Raw genomic sequence first — 21380 nt, forward strand, 5'->3', positions numbered from 1 at the left:
CGTGACAGCCAAGAGAAATAGGGGGATATCACGATGGATGAGTTTTCATTACTGCAGTACTTTTCCGACCAACCCGCGTCCGAGGGCGGGGTGGAGGTGCGTTCGCCCGCTACGCCGTGTGGTTTGGAGGCGGCGACGCCGATTGATGGGCAGTCTGCGGACGTTGGTGGCGCCGGGTTGGTCGTGGAGGTCGATGGGCAGCTCTACGACCTCGGCGACGACGAGGGGTCAATTACGCTTGCCGACGACTCCGGGTTGTCAATCTATTCGGATTTAGACGGTGACGGCACGGTGGATCACGTTACGACGGTCCGTTTTGACGGCACTTGGGAGTCTTGGAGCAGCGATGATGTGAGGGCTGCTGACGCGATGGGCGGAGCAGCGGTGGAACCGGCATCAGTCGCGGGGAAGTGGGATGCGTACTCATGGGAGCAATCCGCTCGGGGCAGCTGGGACTAACGACTTTGGAACCACTGCGCGCGGGGGTACCCGTGTCTCGGTTGCTTACAAATGGGGGTAACTGCCCCCAAGGGGTTAATGGTTGTCAATTTATGTGGTGAGGCTGGCCTTATTCACTGGTTATGGCCGTAAATGAACAGGTCGCAAGAATGGGGCGAGGAAAATTAATTGTTGTAAAGCTGTGATGTAACGGCTTGCAAATGCGGGAACGAGCAGATTGTCGATGTGGGGCCCGGCAACTTTCGGTATCCCCCGGTAGCCTTAAATTAAGACGCGAATCAATGAGTCAGGAGAACTGATGTCCGCACCTTCTATTCCTGGTCTCGAGGGCCAGGCCCCGACCGAGAACGCCGAACTGCTGCGCTGGATTGCTGAGGTCGTAGAACTGACCCAGCCAGACAAGGTTGTCTTTGCTGATGGCTCGGAAGAAGAGTGGAACCGCCTTACCCAGGACCTGGTTGATAAGGGAACTCTTATCAAGCTGAATGAGGAAAAGCGCCCGAACTCTTTCCTTGCCCGCTCTAACCCGAAGGACGTTGCTCGTGTGGAGTCCCGCACGTTCATCGCTTCTGAAAAGGAAGAGGACGCTGGCCCGACCAACAACTGGGCGGATCCGGTCGAGCTGAAGAAGGAAATGACCGAGCACTACCGCGGTTCCATGAAGGGCCGCACCATGTTCGTCGTTCCGTTCTGCATGGGTCCGATCACCGACCCGGAGCCGAAGCTGGGTGTTCAGCTGACCGACTCGGAGTACGTGGTTCTCTCTATGCGAATCATGACCCGCATGGGTCAGGATGCCCTGGACAAGATTGGCCCGGACGGAGACTTCGTCCACGCTCTGCACTCCGTTGGCGCTCCGCTGGAGGAGGGCCAGGAGGACGTTGCATGGCCGTGCAACGATGAGAAGTACATCACCCAGTTCCCGGAGACCAAGGAGATTTGGTCCTACGGTTCCGGCTACGGCGGAAACGCCATCCTGGCCAAGAAGTGCTACGCACTGCGTATCGCTTCGGTCATGGCCAAGGAAGAGGGCTGGATGGCTGAGCACATGCTCATCCTGAAGCTCACCAATCCGGAGGGCAAGGCCTACCACATCGCCGCTGCATTCCCGTCTGCATGTGGTAAGACCAACCTGGCTATGCTGACTCCGACCATCGAGGGCTGGAAGGCCGAGGTCGTCGGCGACGACATTGCATGGCTGAAGTTTGGTGAGGACGGTCGCCTGTACGCTGTTAACCCGGAGAACGGCTTCTTCGGTGTTGCGCCGGGCACCAACTACTCCTCCAACCCGAACGCCATGAAGACCATGGAGGCCGGTAACACCCTGTTCACCAACGTCGCACTGACCGACGATGGTGACGTCTGGTGGGAAGGCATGGAAGGCAAGCCGGATCACCTCATTGACTGGAAGGGCAATGACTGGACTCCGGATTCCGACGAGCTGTCCTCGCACCCGAACTCCCGTTACTGCACCCCGATCTCGCAGTGCCCGGTCGCCGCACCGGAGTACGACGACCCGCAGGGTGTCCCGATCGACGCCATCCTGTTCGGTGGCCGCCGCCCGGACACTGTGCCGCTGGTGACCCAGGCACTGTCCTGGAACCACGCAACCTTCATCGGTGCAACCCTGGCTTCCGGCCAGACCGCTGCTTCCGCTGAGGCCAAGGTCGGCTCCCTGCGCCACGACCCGATGGCAATGCTGCCGTTCATTGGCTACAACGTCGGTGACTACCTGCAGCACTGGATTGACATGGGCGCCAAGGGCGGCGACAAGATGCCAGAGGTCTTCCTGGTTAACTGGTTCCGCCGTGGCGAAGACGGCCGCTTCCTGTGGCCGGGCTTCGGTGACAACTCTCGCGTTCTCAAGTGGATCATCGACCGCATTGAGGGCCGTGTTGGCGCCAAGGAGACCGTTGTTGGTCACACCGCTAAGGCAGAGGACCTGGACCTGACTGGCCTGGACATCGACTTCGCCGATGTCAAGGAAGCCCTGAAGGCACCGGCTGCTAAGTGGCAGGGTGACCTGCCGGACAACGAGGAGTGGCTGAAGTTCCTCGGCGACCGCGTTCCGCAGGAAGTCTGGGACGAGTTCGAGGCTCTGAAGGCCCGTATCGAGAAGAGCCTGCAGGACTAAGATCTTGCTAGCTAGCCTTGCTAAAAGCTAGAACCTAGAACCACCCCCTTGTTGCCCGAAGTGGCTGGCAAGGGGGTGGTTTGTGCAGTACAACGATGAAGGATGACACGCAATGCAACTAACGCTTTTCTCTGATTTGAGCCTGCGTGTCATCACTTTGATGGCGATGGGGGAGCTGGGGCGCAAATACACCGCTGCCGAGGTAGCGGAGTCTCTCAATGCGTCTCGCGCGCATGTTTCCAAGGTTGTCTCGCGGCTTGTGGAGCTCGGCTTCTTGGAAGCGGTCAAGGGGCGCAATGGTGGCATCTATCTGCGAGATTCGGCTACGGAAAAATCCGTCGGCAAGCTGCTGCGCACTTTGGAAAACAACGAGGTCGTCGATTGTGTCGGCACTGACTGCCCATTACTGCCGACGTGCCTGTTGCGTGGCAAGTTAGCGGCTGCGCAGGAGGCGTTCTTTGCCGCACTGGATCCAGTGTTGATTGCTGATCTCATTCCGCCCAAATCGGCTAATGGTGTGGATGCCAATCGCCCCGAGGGAGGCGGTCCGCAGGGGAGTACCCAGCTCAATATTCGTCCGGTTTAGGTGCAGAGCTGAAGGCCTGACCGCGGGTTGAAAAAGCTAAAAATGGTGCTGTCGAAGTTTTCTGGTGAAGTTTTCGACATTGCCATTTGTGCAGTTCAAGACGGGTAAAACTCAACCGCATAGAGTAGTTAGGGACACCATTGGGTGATAATACGCAAACGGAATGCGCAATATGGTGTTATTGTGAAGTCATGCCAAACCTGAATGTCAACAAGAACGGCCTGACCCCAGAGCAGGCTGAAGTCATCACCCAAACCCTGCCCGTTGTCGGTGCCAACATCGAGAAAATCACGCCGAACTTCTATAACCGGATGTTCGCTGCTCACCCGGAGCTCATTGCCGATACCTTCAACCGCGGCAACCAGAAGCAGGGTGCTCAGCAGAAGGCGCTGGCGGCATCCGTCGCTACCTTCGCAGCTACCCTGGTCGACCCAGATGCTCCCGCCCCGGAAGAACTGCTTTCCCGCATCGGCCACAAGCACATCTCCGTTGGTATCAAGCCGGAGCAGTACCCAATCGTACACAAGCACCTCTTCGATGCCATCGAGGAAATCCTCACCCCAGAGGTCTTTCAGGGAGCTGTCCGCGATGCGTGGGATGCCGTCTACCTGGAGATGGAGCGTGTTCTCATCAACTTCGAGAAGGGGCTCTATGACGACCTCGGTGTCGAAGCAGGCGATGTCTTCCGCGCCGCTCACGTCGTCTCCCGTGAAGAGCGCGGTGATGACGTCGCAGTGTTCTCCGTCAAGCTTGACGACGAAACCCCCGTTTCCTACCTCCCAGGACAGTACATCTCTGTGCGCCAGACCATGCCGGACGGCGCCGGCCAGCTACGGCAATACTCTCTGGTCGGCGGCGAGGAAGGTGTTCTGACCTTCGCGGTTCGTCGTGTCGATGCCTCCGAGGACCTGCCGGCTGGCGAAGTTTCCACACAGCTGTGGGAAAAGGTGCAGCCGGGCGATGCCATCGAGATTTCTCTGCCGGCAGGCGACCTGGTGTTGGACACCAAATCAAACGACCCAGTGGTGCTTATTTCCGCAGGTATTGGCGCCACTCCCATGATCGGCATGCTGGATGCCCTGGTGGCTGCCGATTCCAAGCGTGATGTTGTCGTTCTCCACGCGGACCGCGCAGAAACCGCAGATGCCCTGCGCGCAGAGCGCAACAATGCTGTCGCCGCATTGGCCAATGCTCGCCAGCAGGTGTGGTACGAGCCGGATTTGATGAATCTGGCGGATGCGGAGCTGCCGGAGGGCGCTCAGTTCTACCTCTGTGGTGGCAACGGCTTCCTGCAGGCCATTCGCCAGCAGCTCGCCGATCGCGGTGTTGCTCGCGATAACGTTCACTTCGAGCTGTTCAGCCCGAACGATTGGCTGCTAGACGCTTAACGCCACAACCGCGCCGTCGCCATAAAAGTCGTCGTCACAAATAAAGCCAAATGACCAGCCGCGATATATGTCCGGGGCTGGTCATTTTGCAGTTTGTAGCATCGGCGGCTTCGTATTACTCGGCCAAGCCGGAAAGCTCCGCAACAACCTCGCCCGCATATTGAACCTCGCACTGCGCAAACCCAATACCTGCCCATAAGTTGAGATATTCAGAATCGCCGGCCTTATTCGCCGCGCCGCGAATCGGCGTGGTCAAGTAGTGCAGTTGCGGGTAAAGCTCCGGCGCGACCCTAGAAAACTCCCGAGTAAACGTGTTCTCGATGGCACGCGCAGGCTTACCGGAAAAGACGTGAGTCAAAACGGTGGCACGCTCCACCAAATCACGCAGTGCCCGTCGGTGCGTCTCCTTCGTACCCGCCTCCGCGGTGGTGAGGAACCGTGTGCCAACTTGCACAGCCACCGCGCCGGCTTCCATAAGCTTGACGACGTCCTCTCGGTTACCCACCCCACCAGCGGCGATGATAGGTACATCGGTCACTGCGCATGCTTCGGTGACTGCTTGGGCAAGCTCTTCTACAGAGGCCCCAATGCTGTCGGACGAATCCTTCCCCTCCACAAATGCGCGGTGCCCACCCGCAGCTAGTCCTTGCAGGACAATGCGATCAGCGCCAGCTGCAGCCGCCGCTCGTACGCCCTCAATTGAGGTCGCATTGAGCACCACGCTGCGGCCAGATTCCTTTACCTGAGCAATGACCTCGTTATCTGGGTAGCCAAAGGTAAAGGAGACGAACTTCAGGGCATCGGGATTGGGCAGAAAGTCATCAGCGAGAATTGCCTCGACTTTCGCCGAGAAGTAGTCATCTGACCAGGTCGGAGTGTCAGGCAAATCGATGTCGAAGTGGGCAGCAGCCGGCGCCAGACGATTACGAAAAGCGGTCCACTGAGCAAGTTCCTCCTCTGAGGTTCCGACACCGGCGTCAGCCGTGTTGGGGCAGAAGAGGTTGATGCCGAAACCTTTGCCGTCGTCAAGCAGTGTGCACGTCTGCTGTGCCTGTTCAGTGAGCTTTTCGACAGTGAGATATCCGGCGGCAAGGGTGCCAACCCCGCCAGCATTGGAAACGGCAGCGACGAGTTCGGGCGTGGATGGGCCACCGGCCATCGGCGCCAAAATGATTGATGAGCGTCGGAGGTTTTCGAGTGTCTGCGAGGTTGTACTGCTCATAGGGGCGAGAGTAACACTAAGGCCGGATTCCCCCGCGTGGGAGAACCCGGCCAATGCCGACGAACGACGTTGCGCAATAGACGCCGCGCTACCGCCTCAAGAACTCAAGAACTACTTGGTGCTCTCCGGCGGATCCAGCGGCATACCCTGGCCAGCGCGGTAGAACGGAATGTCCTGCGGTGCCAGCGGGGTCTTGCCGGCGATGAGGTCAGCGGCCTTTTCGGCAATCATCATAGTCGGTGCGTAGATATTGCCGTTGGTGATGCCCGGCATGACCGAAGCGTCAACCACGTAGAGGCCCTCGGTGCCGTGGACCTGCATGGTCTCCGGATCGACCACGGCCATCTCGTCGGAGGCCGGCCCCATCTTGCAGGTGCAGGATGGGTGCAGGGCGGTCTCGGCATCCTTGCGGACCCACTCGAGAATTTCCTCGTCGGTCTGCACATCTGCACCCGGGGAAATCTCGCCGTCGGTGTACTCCTTCATGGCCGGAGTGTCCAGCAACTTACGGGAGACCTTCACAGCCTCGACCCATTCACGGCGGTCCTGATCAGTGGACAGGTAGTTGAACAGGATCGACGGCTTGACCTTGATGTCCGAGGAGGTGATGTGGACATGGCCACGGGCATCCGAGTACATCGGACCAACGTGGAACTGGAAACCGTGCGGGCTATCGATCTTCGTGCCGTCGTAACGCATGGCCAGCGGCAGGAAGTGGAACATCAGGTTCGGGTAGGGCTCGTTGTCGTTGGAGCGCGCGAAACCGCCACCCTCGAAGTGCGACGTTGCCACCGGGCCCTTGTGGGTGAGCATCCACCACAGACCGATGAACGGCCAACGCCACTTCTCCAGGTACGGCTGTGAAGACACCGGCTGGGTGGCGTTGTACTGAATGTAGACCTCCAGGTGGTCCTGCAGGTTCTCGCCGACACCAGGCAGGTGCTTGACGACGTTCACTCCGGCGGCATTCAGAATCTTCTCATCGCCAACGCCGGAGACCTCGAGCAGCTGCGGAGAGTTGAAAGCGCCACCGCAGAGGATGACCTTGTCTGCTCGCACCTGGTGTGTACGACCCTTCCAGGTGTACTCGATGCCGACGGCCTTGGTGCCCTCGAAGAGGATGCGGGTGGCTTCTGCGCGGGTGCGGAGCTCCAGATTTGGACGCTGCAGGGCTGGGTGCAGGTATGCGCGGGCAGCGGAGAGGCGACGGCCCTTGTCGATGTTCGCGTCGAAGGGACCGAAGCCCTCCTGGCGGTAGCCGTTGACGTCCGGGGTGTAGTTGTAGCCGGCCTGCTGGACAGACTTGAAGAAGGCCTTGAACAGCGGAGAATCGGCCGGACCGCGCTTCATGCGCAGTGGGCCGTCGTGGCCACGGCGCGGGTCGTCCTTGTCGGAGCCGAGCGCATTTTCCATGCGCTTGAAGTACGGCAGAACGTGGTTCCAGCCCCAGTTCTCCAGCCCCTTGGTGTCGCCCCACTTGTCGTAGTCCATGGGGTTACCGCGCTGGTAAATTTGGCCGTTGATGGAGGAGGAGCCGCCGACGACCTTGCCGCGGGCGTGGTAGATGCGGCGACCGTTCATCTCCGGTTCCGGCTCGGATTCGTACTTCCAGTCGTAGTACTTGTTACCGATTGGGAAGGAGAACGCCGAAGGCATGTGAATGTAGAGATCCCAGAGGGAGTCCATGCGGCCGGCCTCGAGTACGAGCACCTGCTGAGTGTGGTCTGCGGACAGCCGGTTAGCCAGCACAGAGCCGGCAGAGCCCGCGCCAACGATGACGACGTCGCGGTGTTCGACTGTGGTGTTGCCATTCTTTTTACCGAAGTTGAAGACAGCCGGGAAAGCTCCCATGTTCTGGTGTACCTCCGTAGGTTGTTTGCCGATGTATATCGGAATGGTTTTCAAGGACTGTGATAAGCCCCGATAAGCCCCAAGTAATATTTAAAGGCGGGCCCTATATATTGATATTGGAATAAGTGGCCGGAGGCGTATCTCAAATCCCCTTCACCTATATAGAATGCCACACAATTGGTATTCAATTCCAGTTGGAATGATTTTAAACGTCTTGAAAACTGGGTAAATATGCAGGTGAAGGTGTTGATGTTGGTATTGGAGAATTCTTCTGAATCGATTCTTAAACTTGAGGGATTATTCAAACTAGGTATGCTGGGTTAGTTCCCGAATCTGAAGGATTTTCCTATGTCTGATACTCCGCCAACTGAGAAGGTAACGGAGGAAAAATCTGGATCGTCGCAAGGAATGCAGCGATCGCAGTCGGCCCCTCCACAACAAGCGCAAGCGAGTGTGACCTCCGAGCCTGAGGTCAACTGGCCTGTATTTATTATTTCAGGTGTTGGCATTCTTGCCATTGCCCTGTGGGCTATTTTTGCCCCGGACAATGCAGCGGACACCCTAGCTGGCATTGTCGCCTGGGTATCGAAGAACTTCGGCTGGTTCTATATTGTGACCGCGACGGTGGCAGTGCTCTTCATGCTCTACGTCGCTATCTCGCGAACGGGACAGATTAAGCTCGGCCCCGATCACGCCAAGCCTCAGTTTGGTCTGTTCTCCTGGGCCTCTATGCTCTTTGCGGCGGGTATCGGCATTGACCTGCTCTTCTTCTCGGTAGCGGAGCCGGTGGCACAGTTTTATGGCCCGCCGACCGGAGACGCGGAGACCATCGAAGCTGCACGTCAGGCAGTGGTGTTCACGCTTTTCCACTATGGCGTGACCGGTTGGGCACTCTACGCCCTGATGGGTATGGCATTCGGCTACTTCGCCTATCGCCTCAATATGCCGCTGACCATTCGTTCGGCGCTCTATCCGATTATCGGCAAGCGCATCCATGGCCCCGCTGGTGAAGCAGTCGAAATCGCGGCGATGCTGGGTACCGTTTTCGGTGTCGCAACCTCGCTCGGTATCGGCGTCGTCCAGCTGAATTACGGCCTGCGCGTGCTGTTCGGGGTGGATGAGAGTACGTCCTGGCAGATCGCTCTGATCGTCGTGGCTGTATCGGTGGCTATCGCCTCCGCAGTTTCCGGTGTTGATAAGGGAATTCGTCGTCTCTCGGAGCTCAACGTTGGCCTGGCCATCTGCTTGATGCTCTACATCCTGATTACCGGCCGCACTGCGTTCCTGTTTGACGCACTGGTGATGAACGTCGGTGAGTACGTCTCGAAGTTCCCGTCCATGACTATGGATACTTACGCGTTCTCCGGTGCACAGGAATGGTTGAACTCCTGGACCCTGTTCTTCTGGGCTTGGTGGGTGGCCTGGGCACCGTTCGTCGGTTTGTTCCTGGCCCGTATTTCCCGTGGCCGTAGCCTGCGCCAGTTTGTCGTCGGCACGCTGACCATTCCATTCCTCTTCGTCCTGATGTGGGTGTCGGTATTCGGTAACTCGGCGCTGGACCTGGTCATCAATGGCGATTCGGAGTTTGGCCAGACTGCACTGGATTACCCGGAGCGTGCCTTCTACCTGCTGCTGGAGCAGTACCCGGCGCCGATGATGGTGGCTGCAGTCGCATCTCTGATTGGCCTGTTGCTCTACATCACCTCGGCGGACTCGGCGGCACTGGTGATGAGTAACTTCACTTCGAAGATCACCGACACACAGCAGGACGGTAAGAAGTGGACCCGTATTTTCTGGGCTGTCGTGGTCGGTGTGCTGACCATCTCCATGCTCTATGTCGGTGGTATTCCGACGCTGCAGTCGGCAACGATTGTGATGGGTCTGCCGTTTGCCTTTGTCATCTATCTGGTGATGTATGGCCTGTTTAAGTCGCTGCGACTGGAGCTGTTGCAACAGGATTCGACACGTCGAGCCCTCCACGGGGCGATGTCGGGCCGCGCCGTAGATGGCCGACAGGGCGACTGGCGCAATCGACTTGCCCGCTCCATGTCCTTCCCGGGCAAGAAGCCAGTCATGCGCTACCTCGACCGAGTGGTGCAGCCCGCACTTGAACAGGTGGCAGATGCTATCAGGGAACGTGGCGGTGAAGTGACGCTGCACCGTGAACCAGCAGAAGAAGTCGGCATCGACCAGATTGACCTGCAGGTCGGATTCGGCGAGGAGATGAGCTTCCGATACCAGGTCTATCCGGTTGAACACTTGACGCCGTCCTTTGCCGGCCTGGTACACCTGGACAGTGATGCCGACATTTACTACTACCGCCTCGAGGTATTCACACTGACCGGCTCTCTTGGCTACGACGTTTACGGCTACACCCAAGAGCAGCTGATTTCCGATGTCCTCGATCTCTACGAACGGCACCTGGAGTTCCTGCATATGCAGGCTGATCTCCCGGGCACCTCAGATCTGTCCGATAATGCCGAACCTGTCCGCGAATGGTCTGACGACTACGCCAAGGAGGATTCCTAAATGACCTTTGAGCCTTCCACTACTGATAAGGCCCTCGCACCCGAGACCGCCAAATCCCACGAAGGCGCGGCCACGCTGTTCATCAACGGCGCCTGGTCCGCTGCAGCCGCTGGCAACACTCGCACTATTGAGTGCCCGGCCGATGGCTCTTTCATCGCCGAAGTTGCGGAAGCAGACGCGACCGACACCGAGCGCGCCATCGCCGCCGCCGACGCTGCTTTCCGACGTACCGGAGAAGGTTCCTGGGCATCCTGGAGCACAGCTGAGCGCAGCAGGTTGGTACTCGACATCGGTGCTGCCATCAGGCAGCGTAAGGATGAATTTGCCTGGGCAGAGGCTATGGATACCGGCAAGCGCCTGCCTGAGGCGGCAGCCGATATGGATGACATCATCGCCTGCTTCGAGTACTTCGGTAAGCTCGCGGGCAATGATGCCGGTCGTCTCGTGGATGCGGATGACCCGTCCGTCGTCGCGCGTATTGTGCGTGAACCTGTCGGTGTCTGTGGCCTGATCACGCCGTGGAACTACCCACTGCTGCAGACCGCATGGAAGGTCGCACCGTGCCTGGCCACGGGCAATACCTTTGTGCTCAAGCCGGCGGAGCTGACTCCGCACACAGCAATTCTGCTCATGCACGTCATCGATGATCTGGGTGTTCCGGCAGGTGTTGCCAACCTCATTACCGGCGCTGGCGCCGAAGCGGGCGCACCGTTGTCCTCGCATCCGAAGGTGGACATGGTCTCCTTCACTGGCGGTCTTGTCACTGGCAAGATTATTGCTGGTGAAGCAGCCAAGTCCGTGAAGAAGGTTGCACTTGAGCTCGGCGGCAAGAACCCGAACATCATCTTCGCCGACGCTGACTACGAAGCTGCTTTGGACAATGCCCTCAATGCTGCGTTCCTGCACTCCGGTCAGGTCTGCTCGGCGGGCGCTCGCTTGGTGGTGGAGGAGTCCATCGCCGAGAAGTTCGTCGACGATCTGGTTGAGCGCGCCGGGCACATCCAGCTCGGCGGTCCGCTCGACGAGAAGGCCGAGACCGGTGCGCTGATCTCCAAGCAGCACCTGGATAAGGTCGCGGCATACGTCGATCGGGCCCGTGAGCAGGGTGCGCGCGTGCGCGTGGGCGGCGAAATCGCCACCGGCGCCACCGCCGATGGTTCCGCCTCGCTTGCCGACGGCTACTTCTACCTCCCAACCGTGATTGACCAGGTCACCCGCGATATGGACTGCGTTCACGACGAAGCCTTTGGCCCGGTGGTGACGGTGGAGACCTTCACCACGGTTGACGAGGCCATCGAGATTGGCAACGACACCGAATACGGCCTGGCCGGTGCGGTGTGGACATCCAACCGTGAGGTGTCTGAGCGCGTCTCCCGCGGGCTGCGCCACGGCACCGTCTGGATTAACGACTTTGGTCCCTACCTGCCACAGGCCGAATGGGGTGGCTTCGGCCAGTCCGGTATTGGCCGCGAGCTGGGCCCGACCGGCCTGGAAGAGTACACCGAAGCCAAGCTGGTCTACGAGAACACAGCGCCGGCTGTTACCGGTTGGTTCGAGGATCGTCGTTAAATAACTCGGCACAAGCCCGAGCAAAAATACGGGAAAACGACCCATCGGCCGTTATACTCACCGATTGAAAAAATCGACTCTGCGCACAACTGCGATAAAGGTTTGCAGTTGTGCGCATTTTGTTCTCTAAAGGACATCTGCCGTGAACGCTACTATCCGCTCCGACAATGCCAGTTCCGCTGTTGCCGATAATTCCGCTGCTGTCTCGACTGCCAACACCGATGCTGCCAGCACCGCTGCGACCTTCACCCGCTTCACCCGGCGTCAGCATGTCATCGCTTGGGCGGTGCATGCCTTCACACTGACAGGTTTGGTGTGGGCGACGCTGGCTGTGGTCGCACTGCTGGAGAGTCGCCCACATTGGATGTGGCTCTGGTTGGGCATTGCCCTTGTCGTCGATGGTGTCGACGGCAATATGGCGCGTAAACATCACATCAAGGAAGTCGTCCCGTGGTTTAACGGCGCAGTGGTGGACAACATCGTCGACTATCTCACCTGGACCGCCATTCCCGCAGCTTTCATGGTCATGTACCTGCCGCTGGGGCCACGTCCATTGGCAATTTCCCTGATAATCCTGGTGCTGGTGTCATCGATGTTCTGCTATGCCAACGAAGCCGCCAAGTCCGGCGACTACTACTTCGTTGGTTTCCCCGCCGCGTGGAACATCGTGGCGGTTTTGCTGTGGGTATGGAACGCGCCCATGGCGGTGTGCATCGCTGCAATCTTTATCTTCAGCGCAATGACGCTGGTGCCGCTGCACTACACGCATCCATTCCGCGTGGAACGCGGCAGGATTGCCAACATTGCCGCAACGTTCATCTGGATTATTTCGACCGGTACTCTCATCGCAGGTGAGACGACGGCAGCGTCGTTAAGCAGTACAGCAGTTCACGGGCTTGTGGCTGTGAACGTTGCCGCCGGTGCCTGGCTGATTATTGGGGGAGTGCGGCGCTCGCTCAGCGGTCGCTAGCCGCCGCTGGTGGGTGGTTTTCGCAGGATTTCATAGATGACTCGGTCGCGCAGCCAGCGAACGTATTCAACGGCGCACGCCGCGACAATCAGCGCGATGACAAAGATGGTGACCCACACCGGATAATCGCGCCCGTTGGCCCAGAAGTAGACGTAGGGCGAGACGAAAGTCACTAGAGTGATCAGGAGCCCCAGCATTCTTCGGCCGAATGAGCGGCCGGTGATCATCTCGACAATTCCCCAGGTATAGGGGATAGCGGTAATGATGTCGATGCTCCACAGCACCCAGACATTGCCGTGGAATCCGGGGACAAAAACCACAGGTAGCGCGCGGAGCGAAGAGTAAACCATCACCACCAGATACGCGAGCACTTTCGGGTTATAGAGCAGGCGCCACACGGGGTTGCGCTCTATGAGTTTGGTTCCGACTTTGCGTAGTGCATGCAGGTTCTTGTGCTGCATGACCAGCGTATTCGTACCCTCCATCAGGTACGTCAGCAGTTTTTGCTGCTCGCGCGTACCGTGGGCCCAGGTCTGCACCAGCTCGGTCGGCGAAATGGCGATGGGCACCAGTGGTTCTCCGCGTTGCTTCATGGCATCGGGAAGCTCCAGGACATCGTCATCGAGCTTATCGACGGCCAGTGCCTCGCCCACCACATGAACGATGTCGCCGCCGAGGATGTTTCGTACCCTCTCCACGTCGCTGTGGGGCAGTGAGCTTAACCAGAGTAGCTGTCGGGAGGAAATCGCCATTCGCAAGGCGGTACCTAGAGCTTCTGCCGCGTCATCGATGGCATAAAAGTCCTGCACGTTGGTGTGGGCGAGTGAACGCAAGCTGTCGACTATTGCGACATTTTTGGCGTTGAGCTCGCTGAGACGGGCGACGCCGGAGATGTCAATGACCAGTTGTGGGTCAAGGGTGAAAGCGTGCGCAAAGGGCAGGTCGAGTATCGAGCGCATCGCAAGGAGCCGCTGGTGCCCAGCCAGGGCTGAATTCTGTGCGCTCATAGTGTTTAGCTTGCCACAACTTGCGTTTATCACCAGCAACTATACGGTTCGGTCTGTCTATTGATAAGTGCTCTGCTCTGCGAAAACGCCGTTAAGTTGGACTTTCTTCGGTGATTGAAGTAGTTTCTAACCCACGAATAGACAGGTCTGTTCATAAGGGTTTAAATGGCGGGCTTGTCCACAAAACTTAGGAGAACTACTTTCATGCTCATCTCAGGACTAGCGCTGGGCGCCGTGCTCGGCTTTGTTATGCAGCGAGGACGCTTCTGCGTCACCGGCTTCCTGCGCGATATCTTTACTCAGCGCAGCTGGCGCGGCTTCGTCGCGCTACTGATTGTTATTTCCTTCCACGCCATCGGCCTGGCCGCACTGACCAGCGCCGGCGTGATTACTCCCGAATACAACGAACTGGCACCGGTGGCCGTTATCGTCGGTGGTGTTATCTTCGGGCTGGGTATCGTCCTGGCCGGTGGCTGTGCCTCGGGTACCTGGTACCGCTCGGGTGAGGGCCTGATCGGCTCTTGGATCGCACTGGTCTTTTACGCCCTATCCGCTGCTGCTATGAAGACTGGCTTCCTCAATGGCCTGCAGAATTCCCTGAAGGACCGCACCGTCGGCCTGACCAGCATTCATGCCTCTCTCGGCATTAGCATTTGGCCACTGGTCATCGCGCTGAGCGCCGTCACGGCATACTTCGCCGTCCGCTTCCTGCGCGAAGAATTCTCCGGCCCGCGCCCGGTAACTCTGGCACCGCGTAAGTCCGGTCTCGCGCACATCCTGGCTGAGAAGCCCTGGCACGTGTACGCCACCGCCGCCATCGTCGGTGTACTGGGCGTGATTGCATGGCCGCTGTCCGCCGCCACCGGCCGCAACGATGGCCTCGGCATCACCACTCCGTCCTCCAACCTCGCTAACTACGTTGTCACTGGTGACACCGAGCGTTTCGACTGGGGCGTCCTCCTCGTCCTCGGCATCCTCGTCGGTTCCTTCATCGCCGCCAAGGCATCCGGCGAATTCCGTCTCCGCGTCCCGGACGCTACGCAGGGCGCTCGCTCCGTCGTCGGCGGCATCTTCATGGGTGTTGGCGCTGCGTGGGCCGGCGGCTGCACCGTCGGCAACGGCATGGTCCAGACCTCGCTGTTCAGCTACCAGGGTTGGCTTGCGCTGGCGTCCATCGCCGCAGGTGTCGCTATCGCCGCCAAGCTTTGGCTGAAGCCGTCCGCACCTTCGCTTAACGACGTCCCGAGCACCTCTTCCACCACCAACGACACGGCGGTATCGGCAGCGGCTCCGGTCGCTTCGGCTGCTACTTCTCCTGTGTCCCTGCCGGGTAGCGAAGGTGCCGGTGCCGCTGGCACCGAGGCCTCCCCGCTGGCGGGTGCCTTTGCTGTCGCTCCGGTGGCGTTGCTCGACCGGAGCGTCGTCAAGCAGGATGACGGCAAGCTAAAGCCGCTGGGTGGCGGGCGTTATGAGCTCGACACCGTCGGCGCGGTGTGCCCATTCCCGTTGATCGAGGCCAAGGATGCAATCAACAAGATTGAGGTCGGCGAGGAGCTGGTGATTCCATTCGACTGCACCCAGGCCACGGATGCGATTCCGCGCTGGGCTGCGAAGGATGGCCACGAGGTCACCAACTTCGAGCAGACCGGCGAGGCTGGTTGGACGATTTCCGTCCGCCGAGGGCGATAAGTCCTGGTGGCGTTAGAGGAGCGTCGGTAGGGTGAGGGCATAGATTGATTGACATCAACAACAAAGGAGCTTGACCATGGCAAAGAATATCCGACCACTTAATGCGCTTGTAGCCGCAGGTGCCGCCAGCGTGCTTGCGCTGGCCGGTTGCTCCTCCGATGATTCGACTAATACCGAAGCAAGCAGCACTGTTAGCGAGACCAGCTCGTCGGCAACGGCAACCAGCTCTGAGGACACGGGCGACATGGATGACATGGACGATGCCGATGGCCACGGTGAGCACGGCGACCATGATGACGATGCAATGGCTGGCCATGATCACCCGGCCGATGGCGGTCCGGCTCCCGAGGGAATGGCTCCGGCTGACAACGCGAAGTTTCCGGTCGGCAGTGAAGTGAAGGTTCTGGCTGATCACATGCCGGGCATGAAGGGTGCAGAAGGCAAGGTTGTTGGTGTTTTCAACACCACCACGTACTCCGTGTCCTACACTCCGACCGATGGCAGTGAACCGGTGAAGGATCACCGTTGGGTTGTTCATGAGGAGCTGGAGAACCCAGGTGAGGCTCCGCTTGCCGACGGCTCCGAGATCACCATCAATGCCGAGCACATGGCGGGCATGAAGGGCGCCAAGGGCACTGTTGATTACTCCACCCAGGAGCCGGTCTATATGGTTGATATCGACGAAGACGGCATGACCATGAAGAACCACAAGTGGGTTACCGAAAGCGAGCTCGCACCGGAGGACTAACTAGTCAGGCTTAGTCAGCCACTTCTAGGTTGGTTGCTTCGGGCCGGTTGCTTCGGCCTAACTCAATCCATTAAAACCGGGTATCACGCAGGAAGTGTGGTGCCCGGTTTTTTTTTATGCTTCGCGCCTATGCTCCGTGTCCAAAAACCTTCGGGTAGCGCGTGGTCCGGCTGGGGCGGAGACGGCGGGGACGGGGCCGGCGAGGGCAGGGGCGGCGAGGGGCAGGGGCGGTCGGCCACTTGTCGATGAGCTATTCACCTGTCGATGCGCTATAGCGTGGCCATCAGTGAATAACGCATCGACAAGTGCTCAGGTAGACCCCACAACGTGCGCATAAGTGGCGGAAAACCATCGATAAGACAAGGGAAGTCATCGACAGGTCACGGAAAACCATCGATAAGTCGGCAACACCAGTGCGCCTGCTCAGCCCACTCAGCCCCGAAGCTGGTATTAATTCGCCGCGTACCTGCATTGGCACTTTCTTAATCAGAAGTGCATTCGCGCATCTCTAAGCGCATAACCCCAGTTCAGTCGGGTGTTAAAAAAGCGTTAATAGGTGCCCGCCGCAGTAGGTATGGGTGTTTTATAACTGTCATGTTCGTAGACATTTTGCTTCTTCTACTCACCATTGCGGCCTTCCTGCTACTGCAGGGCTGCGCAAAGGCGGTGAAGAAACTATGACGTGGGAATTGATCGTCGGCGCCATTTTAGGTTTGGCGGCATTGGGCTATGTTCTGGTCGCCCTGATTGATCCGGAGCGATTCTCGTGAGCAACGTCATTATGGGATTTGTCCCGGTAATCATCGTGATGGCCGCACTGGCCATCCTTTACATCCCGCTCGGCAATTACATGGGGCGGGTATTCACCACTGATAAACACTTGGGTGTTGAGCGCGGTTTCTACCGCGCCATCGGTGTGCGCCCAGAGGCCAACCAGCACTGGACAAAGTACACCGCCAGTGTGTTGAGCTTCTCCGCTGTCAGCGTCATCTTCGTCTACCTGCTGCAGCGAGTGCAGCAGTGGCTACCGCTCAACCACGGCAAGGGCCCAGTTTCTCCGGACCAGGCGTGGAACACCGCGGTGTCGTTTACCACCAACACCAACTGGCAGTCCTACTCCGGTGAAGAAGCCATGACAGTGCTAACCCAGATGGCTGGCCTGGCAGTTCAGAACTTCGTCTCCGCCGCAGTCGGTATTGCAGTGGCGGTGGCGCTGGTCCGAGGCCTGGCCAACCGTCACGGTGACGGCAACATCGGCAACTTCTGGGTAGATCTGACTCGTACCGTCCTGCGAGTGCTGCTGCCCATCGCCGCTATTGGTGCAATTCTGCTGATTTCGCAGGGTGCCATCCAGAATTTCTCGGCCCCACAGACTATCCAGACTGTCACCGGCGGCAGCCAGACTATCCCGAGCGGTGCCGTGGCATCGCAGGAGGTCATCAAGGAATTGGGCACCAACGGCGGTGGCTACTTCAACGCCAACTCCGCGCATCCATTTGAAAACCCGAATGCGTGGACCAACATGCTGGAAATCTTCCTTATCCTGTTGATTCCGGTCTCGTTGACCAGGGCATTCGGTGTCATCATCGGTGACAAGCGTCAGGGCTGGGCAATTCTGTCCACCATGGCGGTGCTCTACTTCATCTCTCTGGCTGTCGTTATGTCCAGCGAGACTGCGCTGCAGACCTTCCAAGGTGGCGGCATGGAGGGCAAGGAAATGCGCTTTGGCGTGCTGCCGAGTTCCTTCTTTGCGGTGACCACCACCATGACGTCGACAGGCGCGGTGGACAGCTTCCACTCCAGCTACTCACCACTGGCAGGCGGCATGCTCATGCTGAACATGCTGCTGGGCGAGATCAGCCCTGGTGGTGTGGGCTCCGGTCTCTACGGCATGCTCATCATCGCCATCCTGACCGTATTCATCGCCGGCCTGATGGTCGGCCGTACCCCGGAATACCTGGGCAAGCGCATTGGTGTTTCGGAAATCACCAAGATTTGCCTCTACATCCTGGTCATGCCAGTGCTGGTGCTGGCAGGTGTCGGTATCTCCACCATGCTGCCGTCGACGCTGGACTCCGTGTCCGCTGACGGACCGCACGGTTTCTCCGACCTGATTTACGCCTTCACCAGTGCGTCCAACAACAATGGTTCGGCATTCGCGGGCTTCGGTGCCGATACCCCGTGGTTCAACATGAGCCTCGGTTTCGCCATGCTGTTTGGTCGCTTTCTTCCAATTGTCATGGTGCTGGGTCTGGCTGGTGACTTCGCCAAGCAGCGACCAGCCGCCGAGACCGCTGGCACCCTGCCAACTCACCGACCGCAGTTTGTCGGCCTGACCGTTGCCATCGCAATCATCGTCAGCGCCCTGACCTTCCTACCAACCCTCGTCCTAGGTCCGCTGACGGAGGCCCTGTCATGAGCAAGAATTCCAACGCATCTTCCGCATTTTCTCCCAGCGCACTGAAAGCGTCTCTGCCGCTGGCGCTGAGCAAGATGAACCCGCGCCAGCTCATCGCCACCCCGGTGATGTTCCTGGTCGAAGTCGGTGCCGCATTTACGCTGGTCCTGGCCATTGCGCACCCGTCGCTGTTCAGTATTTCCATCACGGTGTGGCTGTGGTTGACGGTACTTTTTGCAACGCTGGCGGAAGCCGTCGCTGAGGGCCGCGGCAAGGCACAGGCGGAATCGCTGCGCGCTTCGCGCACCACCTCTGATGCCTTCAAGCTCAACAACGGCGCCAACGCCGCTGCAGCACTGGAGAACCCAGCCGCGCAGACCACCAAGGTCGCGGCCACGGACCTGGTTCCGGGTGACATCGTCATCGTCTCCGCCGGCGAGCCGATTCCCGCCGATGGCGACGTGATCGTCGGCGCTGCCAGTGTCGATGAGTCCGCCATTACCGGTGAGTCCGCGCCGGTCATCCGCGAGGCCGGCGGTGATCGGTGCGCGGTCACCGGTGGTACACGCGTGCTTTCCGACGCCATCGCCATCGAGGTCACCACCATGCCCGGTGAGAGCTTCATGGATCGCATGATTGGTCTGGTCGAAGGCGCACAGCGCAAGAAGACTCCGAACGAGCTGGCACTTGGTTCCCTGCTGCACGTGTTGACCCTGATCTTCCTCATGGTCGTCATCGCCTTGGCACCAATGGCTGTCTTCAACGGCGCTGAGCAGGACCCATTGGTACTGGTCGCACTGCTGATCTGCCTGATCCCGACCACTATCGGCGCGCTGCTGTCCGCTATTGGTATCGCCGGTATGGACCGCCTGGTTCAGCACAACGTGTTGGCCATGTCGGGCCGTGCGGTTGAGGCCGCTGGTGACGTCGCCACGCTGCTGCTAGACAAGACCGGCACCATCACCTTCGGTAACCGTCAGGCTGCGGAGTTCTCCGAGGTCGGCGACACCACGCACGCTGAATTGGTACACGCCTGCCAGCTTTCTTCGCTTGCCGACGAAACCCCCGAGGGCCGCTCCATTGTCGAGCTCGCGGAAACCGAATCGAATGAACGCATCGACGAATCCGTCTATGCCAATGCGACCTTCATTCCCTTTACCGCTCAGACTCGTATGAGTGGTATCGAGTTCCCCGCTACCGGCGGCGAGAAGAAACGCAAGGTAGTCAAGGGTGCCGCAATGGAGATTGTGAAGCTGATGAAGTGCATCGGTGCCACCGTGCCGCCCGAGGTCGATGGCATTGTCCAGCGCATTTCGGAAGCGGGCGGTACCGCGCTGGTGGTCGCCGAGGTATTTGGCGGCGACGAAGTAACCAGCGGTGAGTCCGGACGAGTGCTGGGTGTTATTTATCTCAAGGACGTCGTTAAGCCTGGCATGCGTGAGCGTTTCGATCAGCTGCGTGAAATGGGCATTCGTACCGTCATGATCACGGGCGACAATGCGGTGACGGCGCATGCGATTGCGAAGGAGGCCGGCGTCGACGATGTGCTCGCTGAGGCCACCCCGGAGCAGAAGCTAGAGTTGATCCGCAAGGAGCAGTCGAAGGGACGCCTGGTCGCCATGACCGGTGACGGCACCAACGATGCACCGGCATTGGCGCAGGCAGATGTGGGCGTGGCAATGAACACTGGTACGTCGGCGGCGAAGGAAGCGGCCAACATGGTGGACCTGGATTCGGATCCGACCAAGCTCATTGACGTGGTGGGAATCGGCAAGCAGTTGCTGATTACCCGCGGTGCGCTGACCACCTTCTCCATTGCCAATGACGTGGCGAAGTACTTCGCCATCATTCCAGCCATGTTCGTCACGGCGCTGCCTGGCCTGGACAAGCTCAACATCATGAACCTGCATTCGCCGGAAAGCGCCATCCTGTCTGCAGTGATCTTCAACGCGCTGGTGATTGTCGCCTTGATTCCGCTGGCTCTCAAGGGCGTGAAGTACCGCGCCGGGTCGGCTGCCTCACTGCTGAGCCGCAACCTGCTCATCTTCGGTGTCGGTGGCATCATCGCACCGTTTGTCGGCATCAAAATTATTGACCTCCTGCTCTCCGGAGTGTTCGGGATGTAAGTGCCTTGGCCTCGCGCCAAACGGCGCAGCCAGCGCACAGCACTTGGCATCTCGCAACATGTGAAAAGAATCGAGAAGGACATGAACAAGAACTTTCGGTTGGTATCCACCACAATCAAGGCATATTTGCTGCTCACCGTGGTTATCGGCCTGCTGTACCCAGCCGCAATCTGGGTAGTGGGGCGAATCTGGTCCGATAACGCTGATGGCTCGATGATGTATGACTCCGCAGGCAAGGCCCAGGGCTCGGAGCTCATTGCCCAAGAAGTGACAAAGCCGGGATTTTTCTACCCGCGCCCGTCTGCTGCGGGGGATAATGGCTACGACGCGATGTCGTCTTCGGCATCGAACGTGTCGCCGTATAGCAAGGAGTTCCAGGCTGAAATCGAACAGCGCCGCACCGATGTCGCTGCCCGCGAGGGCATCGACCCGGCCCAGGTACCGGTGGAGGCAGTCACCGCCTCCGGTTCCGGTCTGGATCCGCATATCTCCGAGAAGTACGCACAGCTGCAAGCACCGCGCGTGGCCAAGGAGCGCAACCTGCCACAGGCAGAGGTTGAGCGGTTGATCTCGGAAAATAGTGAAAACGCAATTACGGAACAGGGCTCGCAGGATGGTGGGCGACTGGTCAACGTCGTAAAGCTGAACGCCGCTCTGACAGACGGACAGTAAGCATCCTGCGATTGGGCAAGGTATGGCAAGTA

Annotated in this window: 16 protein-coding genes; 13 read left to right on the forward strand and 3 right to left on the reverse strand. The window is 59.0% G+C overall.

All coding sequences use genetic code 11. The features are described from left to right. Positions 1-33 precede the first annotated feature (33 nt). From HMPREF2860_RS00350 to HMPREF2860_RS00365, 4 genes are all read left to right on the forward strand, one after another. Positions 34-459 carry a DUF6802 family protein gene (locus HMPREF2860_RS00350; protein ID WP_070628425.1) on the forward strand — a complete coding sequence of 142 codons (426 nt, stop codon included), beginning with the start codon at positions 34-36 and terminating at the stop codon, positions 457-459. A 298-nt stretch (positions 460-757) separates the two neighbouring features. Next, the gene (locus HMPREF2860_RS00355) at positions 758-2593 is read left to right on the forward strand and encodes a phosphoenolpyruvate carboxykinase (GTP) (protein WP_038626917.1); all 1836 of its coding nucleotides are present in this window, start codon (positions 758-760) and stop codon (positions 2591-2593) included. Between the two features lie 112 nt (positions 2594-2705). Next, complete coding sequence (locus tag HMPREF2860_RS00360) at positions 2706-3179, forward strand: RrF2 family transcriptional regulator (protein WP_070628426.1); 474 nt, start codon at positions 2706-2708, stop codon at positions 3177-3179. A 191-nt stretch (positions 3180-3370) separates the two neighbouring features. Then, positions 3371-4567 carry a globin domain-containing protein gene (locus HMPREF2860_RS00365; RefSeq protein WP_070628427.1) on the forward strand — a complete coding sequence of 399 codons (1197 nt, stop codon included), beginning with the start codon at positions 3371-3373 and terminating at the stop codon, positions 4565-4567. Between the two features lie 115 nt (positions 4568-4682). Here the strand turns inward: HMPREF2860_RS00365 and HMPREF2860_RS00370 are convergent, their stop codons facing one another. Both HMPREF2860_RS00370 and betA read right to left on the reverse strand, forming a co-directional pair. Beyond that, positions 4683-5789 (reverse strand): NAD(P)H-dependent flavin oxidoreductase, encoded by a 1107-nt coding sequence (locus HMPREF2860_RS00370; protein ID WP_070605258.1) that lies wholly within the window; start codon positions 5787-5789, stop codon positions 4683-4685. Positions 5790-5900: 111 nt separating this feature from the next. Next, positions 5901-7640, reverse strand: coding sequence for a choline dehydrogenase (gene betA, locus HMPREF2860_RS00375; RefSeq protein ID WP_049171795.1), 1740 nt, complete (start codon positions 7638-7640; stop codon positions 5901-5903). 348 nt (positions 7641-7988) lie between these two features. On the opposite strand from betA, the gene betT reads away from it, so the two are divergent. The 3 genes from betT (at position 7989) to HMPREF2860_RS00390 (ending at position 12708) form a co-directional block, all read left to right on the forward strand. Continuing rightward, positions 7989-10169 (forward strand): choline BCCT transporter BetT, encoded by a 2181-nt coding sequence (gene betT, locus HMPREF2860_RS00380; protein ID WP_070628428.1) that lies wholly within the window; start codon positions 7989-7991, stop codon positions 10167-10169. Further along, positions 10170-11738 carry an aldehyde dehydrogenase family protein gene (locus HMPREF2860_RS00385; protein WP_070628429.1) on the forward strand — a complete coding sequence of 523 codons (1569 nt, stop codon included), beginning with the start codon at positions 10170-10172 and terminating at the stop codon, positions 11736-11738. It abuts the gene before it with no gap. A gap of 142 nt (positions 11739-11880) precedes the next feature. Continuing rightward, entirely contained in the window at positions 11881-12708 is an 828-nt protein-coding gene (locus HMPREF2860_RS00390) for a CDP-alcohol phosphatidyltransferase family protein (RefSeq protein WP_080972905.1), read from the forward strand. On the opposite strand, the gene HMPREF2860_RS00395 is transcribed toward HMPREF2860_RS00390, so the two are convergent. After that, positions 12705-13715, reverse strand: coding sequence for a hypothetical protein (locus HMPREF2860_RS00395; RefSeq protein ID WP_049181808.1), 1011 nt, complete (start codon positions 13713-13715; stop codon positions 12705-12707). The genes HMPREF2860_RS00390 and HMPREF2860_RS00395 overlap by 4 nt on opposite strands. A gap of 204 nt (positions 13716-13919) precedes the next feature. Here HMPREF2860_RS00395 and HMPREF2860_RS00400 point away from each other — a divergent pair, with 204 nt between their 5' ends. The 6 genes from HMPREF2860_RS00400 to kdpC all read left to right on the forward strand — a co-directional run bounded on the left by HMPREF2860_RS00400 (position 13920) and on the right by kdpC (position 21348). Then, entirely contained in the window at positions 13920-15404 is a 1485-nt protein-coding gene (locus tag HMPREF2860_RS00400; RefSeq protein ID WP_070628430.1) for a YeeE/YedE thiosulfate transporter family protein, read from the forward strand. A gap of 76 nt (positions 15405-15480) precedes the next feature. Next, positions 15481-16152: a YdhK family protein gene (locus HMPREF2860_RS00405; protein WP_080972903.1), complete on the forward strand. Its 672-nt coding sequence runs from the start codon at positions 15481-15483 to the stop codon at positions 16150-16152. Positions 16153-16829: 677 nt separating this feature from the next. Further along, positions 16830-16922, forward strand: coding sequence for a potassium-transporting ATPase subunit F (locus HMPREF2860_RS00410; RefSeq protein ID WP_016421618.1), 93 nt, complete (start codon positions 16830-16832; stop codon positions 16920-16922). Further along, the gene (kdpA, locus tag HMPREF2860_RS00415; RefSeq protein WP_070628431.1) at positions 16919-18571 is read left to right on the forward strand and encodes a potassium-transporting ATPase subunit KdpA; all 1653 of its coding nucleotides are present in this window, start codon (positions 16919-16921) and stop codon (positions 18569-18571) included. The genes HMPREF2860_RS00410 and kdpA overlap by 4 nt, the downstream gene beginning before the upstream one ends. Continuing rightward, complete coding sequence (kdpB, locus tag HMPREF2860_RS00420; RefSeq protein ID WP_070628432.1) at positions 18568-20676, forward strand: potassium-transporting ATPase subunit KdpB; 2109 nt, start codon at positions 18568-18570, stop codon at positions 20674-20676. Before kdpA ends, kdpB begins: the two co-directional genes overlap by 4 nt. Before the next feature lie 81 nt (positions 20677-20757). Further along, on the forward strand, positions 20758-21348 hold the full coding sequence (kdpC, locus tag HMPREF2860_RS00425) for a K(+)-transporting ATPase subunit C (protein ID WP_048734312.1): 591 nt from the start codon (positions 20758-20760) through the stop codon (positions 21346-21348). The last annotated feature ends 32 nt before the right edge of the window (positions 21349-21380 follow it).

The organism is Corynebacterium sp. HMSC064E10 (genome assembly GCF_001812505.1).
In the GTDB taxonomy this organism is placed as follows: Bacteria; Actinomycetota; Actinomycetes; order Mycobacteriales; family Mycobacteriaceae; genus Corynebacterium; species Corynebacterium amycolatum.